This window comes from Paenisporosarcina indica (assembly GCF_001939075.1).
Lineage (GTDB): Bacteria > Bacillota > Bacilli > Bacillales_A > Planococcaceae > Paenisporosarcina > Paenisporosarcina indica.
On sequence record NZ_MPTA01000013.1, the window covers coordinates 1 to 17,168 of the forward strand.

Consider the following 17,168-nt stretch of genomic DNA (forward strand, 5'->3'; position numbering starts at 1 on the left):
ATATGTTAGTCGCTCTTGCGACAACTTTTATATCATAACAAATTTTCATTGTCATGTCAACAAAATGTTTTGCTTATATTATTTCATTGTCGCGTTTAACTTGGCGACTTGTATTATATTACACCATGTATTTAATTAAGTCAACACTTTAATATTCCATTTATAAAAACATTGAAATTGCTATAACACTAGCAATCCCTGGAATGCCTAAGAAAGCAATTAGTAATCCTGAAATAATATTAATTGGGATAAAAAAGCCAAGTTGACTAGCGATCAAATTGATTGCAAACAAAATAACAAAAGCAAATGCAATTCTAAACCACCAAATAGAAATTATTTCAAGTACTCGTCCTTTTGATGATTTATTCAGAAACAAAAAAAGAAGCAATGCTATACCAACCAAACTAAGAATCAGCTTCATGCCGTTCCCCTACCTCTCATAATAAGTTATCACTAACTATATGACGGGATTGGTATAACATATACTTCATTTTAAAAGGATTTTACGAATTCGCGCTTCTTTATATAGAAAGAAGTGTTTACTTTCAGCAATTTTTCGTTGCACAATTACCGACAAATCGTAGTCATCTAACATGTCTTCAATGACTCGTGCTTGTTGCCACTCTGCCTTCGTTTCTTTTATTAATGAAACGAACTTTGCGTCGAATTCCTTTTTAAGTTTTGCTTTCTTGAAAAACATTCAGCAGTTAGGCCTCCCTTTTATAACTCACGTCGGCCTTCTAACGCTTTAGATAAAGTGACTTCGTCTGCATATTCTAAATCTCCACCAACGGGAAGTCCGTGAGCGATTCGCGTTGTTCGTATCCCAGAAGGTTTGACAAGTCTCGAAATATACATCGCTGTCGCTTCACCTTCAATAGTAGGGTTTGTTGCCAAAATTAATTCTTGCACCCGCTCGTCTTGAAGTCTCTTTAACAATGGAGGAACATTAATGTCTTCCGGTCCAATGCCATCCATAGGCGAAATGGCTCCGTGCAACACATGGTAAAGCCCTTTATAATCTCGCATTTTTTCTAATGCAATAACATCTTTCGGGTCTTGAACCACACAGATAATCGTGTCGTCTCGTTGCTTGTCTTGGCAAATATGACATGGGTCCACATCGGTAATGTGCCCGCATATTGAGCAGTAACTTAAGTTTCGTTTCGCATCGACCAATGCTTTTGCGAATTCAAGAACTGTGTCTTCTTTCATACTTAGCACAAAAAACGCCAGACGGGCCGCTGTTTTCGGCCCGATACCTGGCAATTTCATAAAACTATCAATTAGTTTTGATATCGGTTCAGGATAATGCATATTGATTCCTCCTAGAACATTCCAGGGAGGTTCAATCCCTTCGTGAATTGTCCCATCGTGGAGTTCGCTGTTTCTTCTGCATTTTTCATCGCTTCGTTTGTAGCGATAACGATTAGATCTTGTAACATTTCGATATCTTCAGGGTCAACAACCGTTGCATCTAATGCCACATCGATTACTTCTTTGTGTCCAGATACAGTTACTTTGACCATGCCACCACCTGCTACACCTTCAAACTGTTGTGTTCCTAGTTCTTCTTGAGCCTTAGCCATTTCTTTTTGCATTTTTTGCATTTGTTTCATCATACCTTGCATATTACCCATTCCACGCATATTAATATTCCTCCCTAATCATCATGTATTTCTACAAATTCTTTACCAAACAGCTTTTCTGCCTCCATAACCAATGGGTCTTCAGTAGCGGCTTGTTCCTCTTGCATAAAGGTCAACATTTCATCTGCAGCCTGTTCAGTCTCATTCATTTCAGAATCAGCATTTGATTCAGAATCATTTGGTTTCAATCCTTTATGACGAATAAATTCTTCACGGATGCTCAACCATGTTTCTTCCGGTACAAATAGGATTTCATAGCGTTTCCCTGATAAATTCAATAATAACTGAGTAAAGACACTAGAGAACGTTTGGTTGTCAGCTGCCATTTGACAATGAATATCATATTTGAATTTTAACACAAAAGCACTAGCAGATGCGGCAACTGGTTCTGCCTCATTTAATAAGGCAGCATGTGATTTCTGTAATTGAGCCATCATCGTTGCCCAATGTGATTTGATTAATTGTATGTCTTGCTTCGTTGCTGTTTTCAACACTTCTTGAATTCGCCCAGAAGGTGCTTTATAACCGGTTTGAGTTCTTAGTCGTTGACGTTTTTGGGAATCATTCACTTGAGCAGGTTGTGCCCCATTTGTAGGAAGTCCTTGTTTCATTTGTTCTTCAAGTGCCATGACAGTTCGTTCAAGTTGGGCAATTTTCTCTTCAAATGGACTGAAATCAACCACTTGCTGTTGCGTATTACTACCCTTGACTTGTGTCATTTTCAACAAAGCTGTTTCTAAATAAACTTTTGTGTGATTCGAATAACGCATTTCTTGTTGTGTGGCAGATAAGATTTCGATGTAGCGATAGAGTGTATCCACCGAGAACTGACCAGCTAATTGCTTAAACTTTTCTTCACCTGACGCAAGCTCCAATAGTTCATCTAGTGAAGGTGCTGTATTCATTAAAAGCAAGTCTCGGAAGAAAGTAATTAAGTCCTCGGTTAATCGAACTGCATCTTTACCTTCTTTCATTAACTCTTCTAAAAGAGTCAATACTTTACCAACATCCTTTGTTAATAATGATTCGGCTAATTGATAGAAAACGTCTTGACCTATGGATCCCGTAACAAGCAATGCATCTTCAACGGTCATTTCTTCACCGCTAAATGACACGACTTGGTCCAGCATACTTAGAGCATCACGCATTCCGCCGGCTGCAGCTTGTGCAATAACCTTTAACGCTTGATCATTTGATGGAATACCTGAGTCAGTTAGCACAACATTCATACGATCTACAATATCGGTTGCAGTGATTCTTTTAAAATCAAATCGCTGACATCTCGAAATAATCGTTAACGGCAATTTATGAGGTTCAGTGGTTGCAAGAATGAATACAACATGAGCAGGCGGTTCTTCAAGGGTTTTTAATAGAGCATTAAATGCACTATTAGACAACATATGCACTTCATCAATGATATACACTTTGTAACGTGAGTTTGCAGGAGCAAAGCGTACTTTTTCAATGATATCTCGAATCTCTTCCACGCGTGAATTTGATGCTGCATCGAATTCGATAACGTCTGTATTCGATCCATTCGTAATACTTTTACACGTTTCGCATTCATTACAAGGTTCTGAAACTGGCGCACGTTCGCAGTTCAGTGCTTTGGCAAATATTTTAGCAGCACTTGTTTTACCTGTCCCACGCGGACCGTTAAACAAATAGGCGTGAGTTGTTTTATTATAAAGGAGAGCATTTTGAAGGGTTTGTTTCACATGTGCTTGTCCCGACATTTCCGCAAATGATTGCGGTCGGTAGACACGATAAAAAGCTTGATACGCCAACTGGTTTCTCCCCTTCTTGTTTAATCGTAAATAATGCTTTAATTATATCATAAAATGGCTACTCAATCTCTAGTGTAGCCATAGGATTCAAGAACAAAAAAGGTGTTTGCTCGCGTAGTTAGCGAACAAACACCTGGATGGAAGTATGTAATGCCGTGCACCTTCCTTCGACTGTAATACATAAGCGGAACCTTTGTCGTTAGCTCTGTCTAGGCAACCCTGCGGCACATGAGAAAATCCACTTAAGGCTGCTTCCTTCCGGACCTGACCTGATTCATGGGTACCCATTGCGCAGGACCCAGACGTCAACACCACGTGCAAAAGTCAGACCCTACATATAAACAGCCTCAGAGAAGGAGTTCAGCCTCGCTAGAGCGGATTGCGAGTTACAAGACACCGCTACCTTCCCACCTAGCACGGCAAATATTAGTATACTAATTTTCAACACAAAAATCAAATGTTTCTTCGACAATGTTAAAGATTACTAAATGATTCCAAACTCTTCTTGCAGATAAAACGATGTACCAAAGTGTAACGAAAAGTAGTCTGATGAGAACACATATAGATTTCTAATGACTACTGCAAGCTGTATAGTCATTAGAGACAATAAAAGCAATATCAATATCAACCTTTGCTCCCAGAAACACCCGCTAAGCATTGAGCCTCTACTCAGTCATTTAGCAACCACCTACAATACTCAGTTACGGAACTCCCTTTCCATCATGTACCAATGCGGTTTTTGTGTGAAAAAAGGCAATAATAAGATTATAAAATTACTTTGCTTTGTTGTTGACTTTAGTTTTCGTACGTGATAAATTATATTCTGTTGACACGGAGGTATACCCAAGTTCGGCTGAAGGGATCGGTCTTGAAAACCGACAGGGGAGTCAAATCCCGCGGGGGTTCGAATCCCTCTACCTCCTCCATTTTTTCTAACAACACGCGCATATATATGGAGATTGTTATTCGTTACTAACGTAACGAATTTTCTCTTGCTAAAATAAGTCTGAATATTTTGAAGGCAACTCATCTGAGTTGCCTTTTTTGATTATAGCTATTTTATAGAATTCACGCGGCACCTGCGGTATGTACGATAAAGAACTATAATCTGCATAGCTTTATTTTTAAATAATCCCCTCAATCAATCCTCCATTACCTCTTTACTAAATCCCTTTTTTTGCTATACAAAAAACCTCCAGCTTTCGCTGAAGGCTTGTTTACTTTATTTACGTAATAACGCAGTTTGTTGAATGAAGTGACCTATTCGTTCTACAATTGGTTCTACTGTATCTGGATTTTGCATTAAGTCATAATCGTTAATGTTCAAACGCAAGACTGGGCAAGCATTGAAAGAGTTGATCCAGTTCTCATATCGCTCATGCATTTCGTACCAGTACTCTACTGGGGTTGATTGTTCCATCGGACGCCCACGCTCTTGAATACGACTCAAGATGTCTTCCATCGATCCATCTAGATAAATGAGTAAATCTGGATGTGGGAAATAGGGTGTCATCACCATTGCATCAAATAGACTTGTGTATGTCTCATAATCAGTTGGGTTCATTGTGCCTTTTTCCATATGCATTTTGGCAAAAATCCCTGTATCTTCATAGATTGAACGGTCTTGAATAAAGCCGCCCCCAAATTCGAAGATTCGTTTTTGTTCTTTGAAGCGCTCTGCTAGGAAATAAATTTGCAAGTGAAAGCTCCACTTGTTAAAGTCGTCATAGAAACGATCTAAGTAAGGATTCGCATCCACTTTCTCATAGGATGTACGGAATTTTAATGCATCAGCAAGTGCCTTCGTCATCGTTGATTTCCCAACACCTACTGTACCTGCTATTGTTATGACAGCATTCTGGGGAATGCCATATTTTTCACGTAAGTTCATGCGTGGAGACTCCTTTTTTGTAGTGTTGCATCCACTTGATTCAAGATCCATTTCAAGTCGTTTTCATTTTGGACAAAGTCAATTTCATCCCCATTGAAACGAAGAACTGGAATCTCTGGATGTGATTCTTCAAAGTGTTGGATAAATGTATGGTAATCAGCCGAAAGTTGTTTTATATAATCAGCCGAAATCATTTTTTCAAATTCACGTCCGCGCTGGGCGATACGTTTCATTAAGGTATCTAAACTTGCATGCAGATAGATCACCATATTAGGTTTTGGCATATCATGCGTCAAGATATTATATATTGATTCATATTTTAAGTATTCTTCTTCAGGGAGTGTACGTTTAGCAAAGATTAAGTTTTTGAAGATATGGTAATCGGCAACAACTGGTTCACTTTTTGAAATGTATTTCTTTTGAATGTCAGTGAGTTGTTTGTAACGGTTACAAAGAAAGAACATCTCCGTTTGGAAACTCCACTCTTCTATATCTTCATAAAATTTATTTAAAAATGGATTTTCATCCACGATTTCTTTTAAAAGTTGAAACTGATTCGCGCCTGCGATGGCTTTTGAAAGTGACGTTTTTCCAATACCAATCGGACCTTCAACCGTTATAAATGGGATCGGCATCAGAATTCCTCCTAACTGATTCTAAAAATAGAGCCGATTTCTATGAGCTCTAAATAAGTCAATGCCCTCTATTCTATCACAGCTGGAAAATGAAAAACAGAGCCAAGAACGACTTTTCCAAAGAGGAAAAGCGTTTTAGCCCTGTTCTTTATCTATTTTAAACATTTCGTATAATAGACGCCAATTTTGAGGGAAGACAAATGCCATATGCCAGTAACTAATCCCTTTAAGCTTCAGCTCTTTAATCAATTCAAACTTTTTATTAATGGAACGTGCATCTTCAAACCATACGACATGTTCTTTTCCATCTAACCAGTAATGATAATAAGGTGCTTGTGCTTTTTCATCATAAGATATGGCAGCATTGCGTTCCCGTGCCAAGGCAATCGCTCTTTTCGGGCTTATGACCTTTGCAGGAGGATTTCCAGGTGCGAAAGGCAATGTCCAATCATAGCCATATAAATTTTGACCCATTAGAATTTTATTAGCCGGCATTTCTGTAAGTGCATATTCAATCACTTCACGAACAGGTCCAATCGGCGATACCGCCATTGGAGGACCACCACTATACCCCCACTCATACGTCATGATGACAACGTAATCGACAGCCTCAGCAATTCCCTTGTAATCATGTCCTCCATACCATCTACCTTCTTGTGTAGCTGAGGTTTTTGGGGCCAATGCAGCAGATGTGGTTAATCCCACAGCCGCTTCATTTAAACGACGCAAGAAACTCACATAAGCATCCCGATCTTCCGCTCTCAAATATTCAAAATCGACATGAATATGATCGGCATTTTTGGCTTTTGCTTCTGCTATCACATTTTTTATTAATGTATCTTGAACATCGGTACTTGCGAGTATTTTCTGAGCTAACGTATCGCTAAACGCACCATCTTGAATATTTGTAATAACGATAGATGTCGATAAGTTATCGTCTTCTGCTATTTGCTGAAGTCCATCCCAGTTAAGCGGCGTTAACGACCCATCCTCTTTGACATCATACGAAAAAGGCATGATTGAAGACAATAGGGGTGCCCGTTTTCTAACTTCCTCAATTAACGTTTCAGACGGATTCTCTGTATACCACTCTACATACCCATTCGAATAAATGGTTGGACGGTTTTGGTCAGGTGTTTTTGGAATGACCAATGTTTGACCAATCACTAATACATCTGGATCTTCTAGTTCATTAACCGCGGCAAGCGTGGCAGCATTCGTTCCATGCGCCCGGGCAATGGAAAATAAGCTGTCACCTTGTTTAACAACATAGATCAGCACAAACCCTCCTCTTTCAACTTCTCCTTTACCATATGCTCATAAAGAATAAAACGTGATACACTAAAAACAAGGAGCGATGTTGGATGGATGTATTTGAAAAAGATCGCACTTTTATGCGTGCAGCCTTATGTGAAGCAGAAAAAGCCGCAAAATTAGGCGAAGTACCGATTGGTGCAGTTATCGTTTACCAAGATGAAATCATTGCATACGCACATAATTTACGTGAAACAACCCAAAATGCAACGACCCACGCTGAACTACTAGCTATACAACAAGCATGTAAAAAAGTTGGTAGTTGGCGGTTAGAGGACATGACGTTGTATGTCACACTTGAACCTTGTCCCATGTGTGCAGGTGCTATTTTACAATCTCGTATTCCACGAGTCGTGTATGGCGCACGTGACATCAAAGGTGGTGCTGTGGATTCTCTCTATCGCCTATTAAATGACGCTCGCTTCAATCATGAATGTGAAGTAGTAGAAGGCATTCTAGCAGAAGAATGCGGGACTATACTGACTCGATTTTTCCGAAATCTACGCGAACAAAAAAAGAACCGTAAACGGACCTGAATAAAAGGGTCCTTTACGGTTCTTCTAATTTATTTAGAGATGAATTCTTTTCCACCCATATAAGGACGTAGTACTTCAGGTATTAAAACAGAACCATCTTCTTGTTGGTAGTTTTCCAAAATTGCAGCAACTGTACGTCCAATTGCTAGTCCACTTCCATTTAATGTATGAACAAATTCTGGTTTAGCATTCGCTTCACGACGGAAACGGATATTCGCACGACGTGCTTGGAAATCTTCAAAGTTACTGCAAGAAGAAATTTCACGATACACACCTTGTGCTGGAATCCATACTTCAATATCGTATTTTTTTGCAGCTGTAAATCCTAAGTCAGCCGTGCACATTTTTAATACACGGTATGGCAAGCCCAACAATTGAAGAACTTTTTCCGCATGTCCTGTTAATTTTTCTAATTCGTTATAAGAATCCTCAGGTTTTACAAAACGTACGAGTTCCACTTTATTAAATTGATGCTGACGAATTAATCCTCTTGTATCACGACCAGCCGATCCCGCCTCAGAACGGAAACACGCACTGTACGCTGCAAAGGCCTGTGGCAACACATCATTTGCTAATATCTCATCACGATAGAAGTTGGTAACCGTTACTTCTGACGTTGGAATTAAGAAGAAATCTTCTTTTTCAATTAAGAAAGCATCCTCTTCAAATTTCGGCAATTGCCCCGTACCTGTCAAGCTTGCACGATTTGCTAAATAAGGAGGTAACATTTCTTCGTAGTCATGCTCTTCTGTATGAAGATTCAACATAAAGTTCATTAACGCACGCTCAAGTCGTGCACCCAATCCACGGTAGAACAAGAAGCGGCTACCCGTTGTTTTTGCAGCACGTTCGAAATCGATAATATTTAGATCCGTTGCAAGATCCCAGTGCGGTTTTGGTTCGAATTCAAACTGACGAATTTCTCCCCAAGTGCGGTCTTCTATGTTGTCGTCTTCCGTATCCCCTACTGGGACACTTTCGTGAGGAATATTTGGCAAACGCATCATCATGTCTGCAAATTTTTCTTCCACATTACGTAAGTCCTCATCCAACACTTTAATTTCGTCACCAACTTGGCGCATACGCAAGATTACATCGTCTGCATTTTCTTTATTGCGTTTCATGACAGCAATTTGTTCAGACGCTTCATTACGTTCAGCTTTCAACACTTCGGCTTTGCCAATCAGTTCACGACGTTTTGAATCAAGCTCTGCAAATTGATTAAAGTTACCTAGATCTTCACCGCGTTTTTCAAGTTTTGCTTTGACTTCTTCGTAATTATCTCTTACTCGTTTTACATCTAACATGTTGTTTTCCTCCTTTATTATGATGATGGGCTAGTGTTTTCGGAATCCCTGAAATCCCTGATAATGGAATTTAGACAACAAAAAAAGCCCTCAATCCCCTTGGAAAGGGACGAGAGCTACCCGCGTTGCCACCCTGATTGATTTGTTCATACAAACAAATCCACTTGTCTCATAACGGCTTTTCAACCGGCTACAACCTACTCAACTTCAGTTGCGCAACTTAAGGACGGATTCACAAGTGTTTTTACCAGCTTGCACCACCCGCTGGCTCTCTAGAAAAAACATTCCTTGTTACTACTTCCCATCATCGTTTCATATGTGAAATTATCCATACTTTACTACATGATGTGAGTTTTCGCAAGTCGTCATTCATAAAAATCAAGGAAAATTAATTAAAACCCACTGACGTGAATGGATAAAATTTAATAAAAGCCCGCACAAAGGCAGGCCAATACTTAAATAGTTTGTTTGATATAGTTTTCAACTTGTTGAACAAAGTAAGCAGTTACACGGTGATCGTCTGTTAATTCTGGATGGAAGGAGCATCCAAGGAACTGACCTTGTTGGGCCATCACGATTCGGCCATTATGTTCACATAGAACATCTATCTCTGATCCAACTTCCGTGATGTGAGGTGCGCGAATAAAAACAGCCGGAAAGTCTTCGGCAACCCCTTTAATCGTTAATGGAGCTTCAAAACTATCGACTTGTCGACCAAATGAATTTCGTTCCACCCTTACATTCATGACACCAATATGTGGCTGATCATATCCAACCAGTGAATCGGCAAGCAAGATAAGTCCCGCACATGTTCCAAACATCGGATGTCCCGCTTTTGCAAAGGCACGTAAAGGTTCCATCATGCCATACAAATCAATGAGGCGTCTCATCGTTGTGCTTTCGCCACCAGGTAAAATGAGCCCATCAATCTCAATTAAATCTTCTGTACGTTTGACTAGTACCGCTTCGGCTCCACTCGCTTCAATCGATAGGACATGTTCCCGAACAGCACCTTGCAATGCTAATACGCCTATTTTCACCATTTTATAGCACTCGATCCTGCATACGGTCTTTCGCTTCTAAACGTGCAATTTCAATCCCCTTCATCGGCACGCCAAGGTCTTTTGAAATTTCAACAAGTAGTTTGTAATCTTGGTAATGCGTTGTAGCTTCAACTATTGCACGTGCAAATCTTGCTGGATTGTCAGATTTGAAGATACCTGATCCAACAAAAACGCCATCTGCTCCAAGTTCCATCATCAAGGCTGCATCTGCTGGAGTTGCCACTCCGCCTGCTGCGAAGTTAACTACTGGTAGCCTACCTAAATGTTTAATCTCAAGTAACACATGGAAAGGTGCACCCAAGATTTTTGCTTCTGTCATTAACTCATCTTCATTCATATGAATGATTTTACGAACTTGAGCATTTAACTTACGCAAATGACGCACTGCTTCAACAATATTCCCTGTTCCTGGTTCGCCTTTCGTACGAAGCATGGAAGCACCTTCACCAATACGACGCGCCGCTTCACCTAAATCTTTGTTCCCACAAACAAAAGGAACTGTGAAATTACTCTTAATCAAGTGGAACTCTTCATCTGCTGGAGTTAATACTTCAGACTCATCAATATAGTCAACACCCATAGCTTCCAACATTCTAGCTTCAGAAATATGTCCAATACGTGCTTTCGCCATTACTGGAATGGTTACTGCATTCATTACTTCTTCTGTAATGCGTGGGTCAGCCATACGTGCTACGCCACCAGCTGCGCGAATATCCGATGGTACACGTTCCAAAGCCATAACTGCTACTGCCCCAGCCGCTTCAGCAATACGTGCTTGTTCTGCATTGATCACGTCCATGATGACGCCACCTTTTTGCATTTCTGCCATTCCACGTTTCACACGATCTGTACCTGTTAATTGTTGAGTCATTGTATGTAGCCTCCATTTCATCTATGATTGTTAGTATAAAGAATCTTGACCATATTAAAAGTGCCAGTTTACCACTTTTTATCATGGTCAGTTAGGAGCATTCGATGAATATGTGGTTAACTCAAGTTGATAAATCCTCTTCTATTCCTCTTTATGAACAGCTCTATTTGGAAATGAAGGTCCTAATTATTCGTGGTGATTTAGTGGTTGGTACCAAATTGCCATCTAAACGAAAATTATCTGAATTTCTGGGGATCAGTCAAACAACGATCGAACTTGCATATGCACAACTAGTTGCCGAAGGATATATTACGGCAGTTGCCCGAAGTGGATATTACGTAGAAGAAGTAGCTGAGCTCTCCTATATAGAAGAAGAGCATGTATCTCCAGAACAAACAGAAGAAGTGAAACCCAGTTACTCGATTGACTTTCATTCGGGAAGAATTGATACGTCTGCTTTCCCTTTCAATCAGTGGAGAAAATATGCAAAAGATTTACTCGATGAAACATATCATGACTTATTGTTGCTTGGACATCCTCAAGGGGACGTGGAGTTAAGACGGGAAATTGCCAGTTATTTGTATACCTCACGCGGTGTACGTTGCACAGCCCAACAAGTTATCATTGGTTCTGGGACGGAGCAGCTAATGCCATTACTCATTCGTCTTCTTGGAAAGCAGGCAGTTTATGCAATTGAAAATCCGGGTTATCCAATTACTCACCATATTTTCGCTAATCATGAGCGTGAGACCCTGGCAGTCTCTGTAGATGAAGATGGGATGAAAGTAGATGAACTTGAAAAACTGGATGCTACGGTTGCTTATGTTACCCCTTCCCATCAATTCCCTACAGGTGCTATTTTGTCTGCATCAAGACGTGTCCAACTGCTCAACTGGGCGTCTAACGGTGACGACCGCTATATTATTGAAGATGACTATGATAGTGAATTTCGTTATGTAGGAAAACCAATTCCATCGCTTCAAGGAATGGATCAGCGGGATCGTGTGATTTATATTAGTACGTTTTCTAAATCATTGATGCCTTCCTTACGAATCGCATTTTTTGTATTACCCATGCACTTACTACAAGCGTATCGCAGTACATTTCCTTATTATTCTTCAACAGTGCCAAGATTTGATCAACATGTACTGGCCCATTTCATGAGAGATGGCCATTTTTCCAAACACTTAAATCGTATGCGAAAATTATATCGAAAAAAACTCGAAAGACTAACGAATGTGTTAGCCACCTATGCCCCTCAGGTTAAGGTATCCGGTGAGCAGGCAGGCATGCATATCGTATTAACCATAGACAGTACTTTAACTGACACTGAACTAGTCCAGCAAGCCGAGCTGGCAGACATCCGTGTAAATGCACTATCTGAATACCACCAAACAATTGAAAGTATTTCTTCCAAACCACAAGTATTAATTGGATTCGGTGGATTTCTAGAAGAAGCCATTGAACCTGCCGTAGAATCCTTAATGAAAGTTTGGAACATCAAAAAACCGTGACCTCTTCAATTGAAGAAACACGGTTTTGTTTATGATTATATGTTAAAGAATGCTGTCGATGTTTTTTGAAATACAAGTGAGCTCACATGCACGCTGCAAGTGCGCTACTATTTAAAGAATCCACTAACAAAGTCAGTTGCACCATGCCAAAGGTTGGCAAAGAAATGTCCAATTGCCTGCATACCTAAAGCAAACCAGTTTGAACGTTCTACTGCTTCAGTTGTCACAACGTCAGTTGATGCTGTCACATCTGTTATGTACCCGTAGTCTGTACCTTCAGACTTAACAACTTCCACATGACCAACTACTTCACCTTTTTTAATCGCAGCTTCAAGTGTGCCATCTTTCACTTTTTTCTCATCGAGCACAAGCTTTGGTGTATATAAATCTTTTTCACTTGATTTAATCACCATTTCAAACGGCTCTTTTACAGCAATTGCAACTTGATCTTCTTTCCCTTTATTCACAGGTATATCCTTTTGCTTTTTAAATTGATATCCTGCTGGTATGATTTCTTCCTTTGCAAATTGAGTAAATCCGTAATCAAATAATGCACGTGTAGCGTCAAATCGCGCTTTATAAGAACCCACGCCTTCACTATCTACTGCCTTCATTACGACTGCAATTACTCGCATGCCGTTCCGTTCTGCAGTACCTGTGAAAGAATGTCCCGCAAAATCTGTCGTACCCGTTTTTAAACCGTCTACTCCTTCATACTCAAATACTAAGCCAGGTAACATGGAGTTCCAATTTAGCATGTAAATTTCATCGGATGTACCTTCGCGGAAAATTTTCTTCGGAATGCTCGTTGTTTCCAGCACTTCCGGATAATCTTTCAATAGATGGTAAGCCAATTTGGCTACTGACTTCGCAGGCATTAAATTTTCGTCTTCTTGGCCTGTCCCTTTAGGATGCATTCCTTGTAAATGGGAGTTATTCAAACCTGTTGAGTTAACGAATTTATACCCTTCCAATCCAAGTTCATCTGCTTTTTTATTCATCATGACAAGGAACTGTTCTTCTGTTCCTGCAATTGTTTCAGCAATTGCTATTGTTGCTGCATTAGCTGAGTAAATCGCCATTGCTTCATACAATTCACGAATCGAATACGAGCCATCTTCACGAAGTGGAACGTTGCTTGAGCTACGATCTTGTGAAATTTTGTACGTATAATTTGTCATTGAGTATTGTTGATCCCACGTAATTTGTCCCTTTTCAATCGCTTCAAACAGCAAGTATTCCGTCATCATCTTCGTCATACTCGCTATACCTAAAGCTGTATCTGCGTTTTGCTCATATAAAATCTTTCCTGAATCCGCGTCAATTAATATTGCAGCATCTACCGTTAAATTTAAACCCACTTCAGCATCCGTAGCAGCAGGTTGTGTTACAACCAAACTAACCAACAGAATCGGAAGGAGTATCCAGCGCACTAGCGCCTTGTTCCATGAACTTTTCACTTCTAGAACCTCCGCCATTCTTTTAATTTTCCCTTGCCCATTTTATCATACATAACCGATACTTTGGGACTCTCTACGTAAAAAGCACCCATTCGGCCTATTGAATAGACGTAGAATAGGTGCTAAAGTTTCGACTTATCGTTAAATAGAATAATTTGGTGATTCTTTTGTAATTTGTACGTCATGCGGATGACTTTCAATTAGACCTGCACCCGTCATGCGAATGAATTGTGAACTTTCGCGAAGAGATAATAAATCCTTAGATCCACAGTATCCCATTCCTGCACGAATACCACCCATTAGTTGGTGAATTGTATCCGACAGCGGTCCTTTGTATGGAAGACGACCTTCAATTCCTTCTGGCACTAGCTTTTTCGCGTCCTCTTGGAAATAACGGTCCTTCGATCCTTTTTCCATCGAACTGATTGAACCCATACCACGATATACTTTAAATCGACGGCCTTGGAAAATTTCGGTTTCGCCAGGACTTTCTGAAGTACCAGCTAGTAAGCTACCCAGCATCACAACATCTCCACCTGCAGCTAACGCTTTTACAATATCACCAGAATACTTAATTCCACCATCCGCTATAATCGCTTTACCATATTTACGTGCTTCCGTCGCACAATCATAAATAGCAGTAATTTGAGGAACCCCAACACCTGCGACAACACGAGTCGTACAGATTGAACCTGGACCAATTCCTACTTTTACAACGTCCGCACCTGCTTCAAATAACTCAGCCGTTGCTTCAGCCGTTGCCACGTTTCCAGCAATAATATCTAAAGATGGATAAGCCTTACGAATTGTTTTTACTGTATCGATTACGCCTTGTGAGTGGCCATGTGCAGTATCAATAACAATTACATCTACTTGTGCTTTTACTAATTGTTCAACACGTTTCATCGTATCAGAAGTGACACCAACTGCAGCACCTACTAATAAACGACCATGATGATCTTTGGCTGCATTCGGAAATTCAATTACTTTTTCAATATCCTTAATCGTAATTAATCCTTTTAGGATCCCAAGCTCATCGACAATTGGAAGCTTTTCGATTTTATATTGTTGTAAAATCTTTTCGGCATCCTCAAGCGTAGTTCCAACTGGTGCTGTAACCAACTTCTCTTGGGTCATCACATCAGCAATCGCCAATGAGTAGTCTTGGATGAAGCGAAGATCACGATTGGTAATAATCCCAACTAGTTTTAATTCTTCTTCATTATTTACAATTGGTACACCTGATATACGATATTTCCCCATTAAATGTTCGGCATCAAATACTTGATGGTTAGGAGTAAGGAAGAATGGATCTGTAATGACTCCATTTTCAGAACGTTTTACTGTTACCACTTGCTCAGCTTGTTCCTCAATGCTCATGTTCTTATGAATGATTCCAAGACCACCCTGACGAGCCATTGAAATTGCCATTTTTGCTTCTGTAACAGTATCCATTCCAGCACTTATGACAGGAATATTCAACTTAATCTTAGACGTTAATTGAGCAGACAACTTTACATCTTTAGGCAACACTTCTGACTTCGCTGGCACGAGCAATACATCATCAAACGTTAAACCTTCTTTAACAAATTTTGATTCCCACATAATTCTTACTCCCCCTATTTCCACTTGAATATTATTGATAAGGTTATCAGCGGCTACTTGTACTGTCAAGGAACATAGAATAAGAAAGACTATTCGGATATTTTCTTAAATATATTGCAGTAAATCATCTTCGATTTTTTTAGGCGACGTTTGTGGTGCATATCGTTTTACAACCCGTCCATCCGGGTCTACTAAAAACTTCGTAAAGTTCCACTTAATATTTTCAAATAAGAATCCTTTCTTCTCAGACACCAAAAATTCAAATAGTGGATGAGCATTCGGACCTTTCACATCAATCTTCTGAAACATAGGGAATGACACTCCATAATTCACTTGGCAAAATTCCATTGTCTCATTTACATCATCGAATTCCTGTTCATTAAATTGACCACATGGAAATCCTAAAATCACAAGCCCTTGATCTTTATACTCTTCAAACACTTCTTGTAGCTCTTGGAATTGGGGAGTAAATCCACATTTACTAGCGGTGTTTACAATAATCATAGGCTGCCCCTTATATGTATTTAAAGAAATTTCTTCACCATCTGCTTTTATAGCAGTAATATCATAAATACTAGTTATGTTGGTCATAAGATTAACTTCCTTTCAAATTACAATTAATAGTAATAACATATCGACTTCCATTGGAATGCACAAGTAATAGACGTTGACTAACTAGCAAATTTACTTGATTAAACAATATCATTTCTTATAAGATAATTTTTCAATAGAATCCTCACCAGCAAAAAACGAAACATATAGCGTCCAGAATCGCTCCCACTAAGATTTTGGAGTGAAACATACTATCTCATTATCCAAGTATAGTTGGTGCATGAAACAAGATTGCATGCCCAAAACTAGCGTATGGAAATTTATCAATCAGATTGGAAGGTTTATCAATCAAACTAGAAATCTATCAAACAAATGGACCATCTTGTCAATCTCACTCATCTCGTTTTCAAGTCAACTTATTGAACCTGCCTCATTTTTGATAAGGTGATACTTTAAAAGAATCATCTCAGACAAAAATCGGGACATGCAACATCAGCTGAATGGCTCCCAATTGCTACGCTGCTGTTCAAAATACTTAAGAAGTACAAAAAAACCGACACCCCTTAAAGTACCGGTCTTTCTTTTGCCTAGCGACGTCCTACGCACGCAAGGGGAAACCCCCACCTACCATCGGCGCACGAGCTTAACTTCCGTGTTTGGGCTACGAAAGACGATGAACGGCAGATTTCTTCGTCAACCGCAGGTCTTCGATTCTCGCATATGAGATACGCTCCGAGTCTCTTCCCTTTGTTTCCTCGAACTCTTTGTTCCTCCTCTTTCTCGCACACCTCCTACTAAAGAAACAACAATGTACTAAAAAAGAACACAAAAAAACCAATACCTTTCGGTATCGGTTTTCTATTTGCCTAGCGACGTCCTACGCACGCAAGGGGAAACCCCCAACTACCATCGGCGCACGAGCTTAACTTCCGTGTCCGGGCTACGAAAGACGATGAACGGCAGATTTCTTCGTCAACCGCAGG

The 17,168-nt window shown here is 39.8% G+C and carries 16 protein-coding genes, 1 tRNA gene, 1 other RNA gene and 1 other annotated feature; of the genes, 3 read left to right on the forward strand and 15 right to left on the reverse strand.

The features are described 5' to 3' along the window. Positions 1 to 160: 160 nt before the first annotated feature. The 6 genes from GY23_RS17515 to ffs form a co-directional block, all read right to left on the reverse strand. A complete protein-coding gene (locus GY23_RS17515; RefSeq protein ID WP_075620478.1) occupies positions 161 to 421 on the reverse strand; it encodes a pro-sigmaK processing inhibitor BofA family protein in 261 nt (86 codons plus the stop codon). 66 nt (positions 422 to 487) lie between these two features. Beyond that, positions 488 to 700 (reverse strand): YaaL family protein, encoded by a 213-nt coding sequence (locus GY23_RS17520; RefSeq protein ID WP_075620479.1) that lies wholly within the window; start codon positions 698 to 700, stop codon positions 488 to 490. 20 nt (positions 701 to 720) lie between these two features. Beyond that, positions 721 to 1,317, reverse strand: a complete 597-nt coding sequence (recR, locus tag GY23_RS17525; protein ID WP_075620480.1) for a recombination mediator RecR — start codon at positions 1,315 to 1,317, stop codon at positions 721 to 723. Between the two features lie 11 nt (positions 1,318 to 1,328). Beyond that, positions 1,329 to 1,649 carry a YbaB/EbfC family nucleoid-associated protein gene (locus GY23_RS17530; RefSeq protein WP_075620481.1) on the reverse strand — a complete coding sequence of 107 codons (321 nt, stop codon included), beginning with the start codon at positions 1,647 to 1,649 and terminating at the stop codon, positions 1,329 to 1,331. 14 nt (positions 1,650 to 1,663) lie between these two features. Then, positions 1,664 to 3,436, reverse strand: a complete 1,773-nt coding sequence (dnaX, locus tag GY23_RS17535) for a DNA polymerase III subunit gamma/tau (RefSeq protein ID WP_075620482.1) — start codon at positions 3,434 to 3,436, stop codon at positions 1,664 to 1,666. 153 nt (positions 3,437 to 3,589) lie between these two features. Continuing rightward, positions 3,590 to 3,856: signal recognition particle sRNA large type (gene ffs / locus GY23_RS17540), an RNA gene on the reverse strand. 413 nt (positions 3,857 to 4,269) lie between these two features. Between ffs and GY23_RS17545 the strand changes: the two genes are divergently transcribed. Next, a tRNA-Ser gene (locus GY23_RS17545) sits at positions 4,270 to 4,362 on the forward strand. Positions 4,363 to 4,658: 296 nt separating this feature from the next. Here the strand turns inward: GY23_RS17545 and GY23_RS17550 are convergent. The 3 genes from GY23_RS17550 to GY23_RS17560 all read right to left on the reverse strand — a co-directional run bounded on the left by GY23_RS17550 (position 4,659) and on the right by GY23_RS17560 (position 7,243). Next, positions 4,659 to 5,327 carry a deoxynucleoside kinase gene (locus tag GY23_RS17550; protein ID WP_075620483.1) on the reverse strand — a complete coding sequence of 223 codons (669 nt, stop codon included), beginning with the start codon at positions 5,325 to 5,327 and terminating at the stop codon, positions 4,659 to 4,661. After that, entirely contained in the window at positions 5,324 to 5,962 is a 639-nt protein-coding gene (locus GY23_RS17555) for a deoxynucleoside kinase (RefSeq protein WP_075620484.1), read from the reverse strand. The genes GY23_RS17550 and GY23_RS17555 overlap by 4 nt, the downstream gene beginning before the upstream one ends. A gap of 135 nt (positions 5,963 to 6,097) precedes the next feature. Beyond that, the gene (locus GY23_RS17560) at positions 6,098 to 7,243 is read right to left on the reverse strand and encodes a glycosyl hydrolase family 18 protein (RefSeq protein WP_425435006.1); all 1,146 of its coding nucleotides are present in this window, start codon (positions 7,241 to 7,243) and stop codon (positions 6,098 to 6,100) included. Between the two features lie 83 nt (positions 7,244 to 7,326). Here GY23_RS17560 and tadA point away from each other — a divergent pair, with 83 nt between their 5' ends. Continuing rightward, a complete protein-coding gene (gene tadA / locus GY23_RS17565; protein ID WP_075620485.1) occupies positions 7,327 to 7,812 on the forward strand; it encodes a tRNA adenosine(34) deaminase TadA in 486 nt (161 codons plus the stop codon). A 29-nt stretch (positions 7,813 to 7,841) separates the two neighbouring features. Here tadA and serS read toward each other — a convergent pair whose 3' ends face one another. The 3 genes from serS to pdxS form a co-directional block, all read right to left on the reverse strand. Next, on the reverse strand, positions 7,842 to 9,119 hold the full coding sequence (serS, locus tag GY23_RS17570; RefSeq protein WP_075620486.1) for a serine--tRNA ligase: 1,278 nt from the start codon (positions 9,117 to 9,119) through the stop codon (positions 7,842 to 7,844). Between the two features lie 102 nt (positions 9,120 to 9,221). Beyond that, positions 9,222 to 9,436: a binding site (T-box leader), on the reverse strand. Between the two features lie 138 nt (positions 9,437 to 9,574). Next, positions 9,575 to 10,162 (reverse strand): pyridoxal 5'-phosphate synthase glutaminase subunit PdxT, encoded by a 588-nt coding sequence (pdxT, locus tag GY23_RS17575; RefSeq protein WP_075620487.1) that lies wholly within the window; start codon positions 10,160 to 10,162, stop codon positions 9,575 to 9,577. Position 10,163: 1 nt separating this feature from the next. Further along, positions 10,164 to 11,054, reverse strand: a complete 891-nt coding sequence (gene pdxS / locus GY23_RS17580) for a pyridoxal 5'-phosphate synthase lyase subunit PdxS (RefSeq protein ID WP_075620488.1) — start codon at positions 11,052 to 11,054, stop codon at positions 10,164 to 10,166. 104 nt (positions 11,055 to 11,158) lie between these two features. Here pdxS and pdxR point away from each other — a divergent pair, with 104 nt between their 5' ends. Then, positions 11,159 to 12,568, forward strand: coding sequence for a MocR-like pyridoxine biosynthesis transcription factor PdxR (pdxR, locus tag GY23_RS17585; protein WP_075620489.1), 1,410 nt, complete (start codon positions 11,159 to 11,161; stop codon positions 12,566 to 12,568). Between the two features lie 107 nt (positions 12,569 to 12,675). On the opposite strand, the gene GY23_RS17590 is transcribed toward pdxR, so the two are convergent. The 3 genes from GY23_RS17590 to GY23_RS17600 all read right to left on the reverse strand — a co-directional run bounded on the left by GY23_RS17590 (position 12,676) and on the right by GY23_RS17600 (position 16,215). Then, positions 12,676 to 14,028 (reverse strand): serine hydrolase, encoded by a 1,353-nt coding sequence (locus GY23_RS17590; protein WP_245827700.1) that lies wholly within the window; start codon positions 14,026 to 14,028, stop codon positions 12,676 to 12,678. A gap of 141 nt (positions 14,029 to 14,169) precedes the next feature. Then, a complete protein-coding gene (guaB, locus tag GY23_RS17595; RefSeq protein ID WP_075620491.1) occupies positions 14,170 to 15,633 on the reverse strand; it encodes an IMP dehydrogenase in 1,464 nt (487 codons plus the stop codon). Between the two features lie 105 nt (positions 15,634 to 15,738). Next, on the reverse strand, positions 15,739 to 16,215 hold the full coding sequence (locus GY23_RS17600) for a glutathione peroxidase (RefSeq protein ID WP_075620493.1): 477 nt from the start codon (positions 16,213 to 16,215) through the stop codon (positions 15,739 to 15,741). Positions 16,216 to 17,168 lie beyond the last annotated feature (953 nt).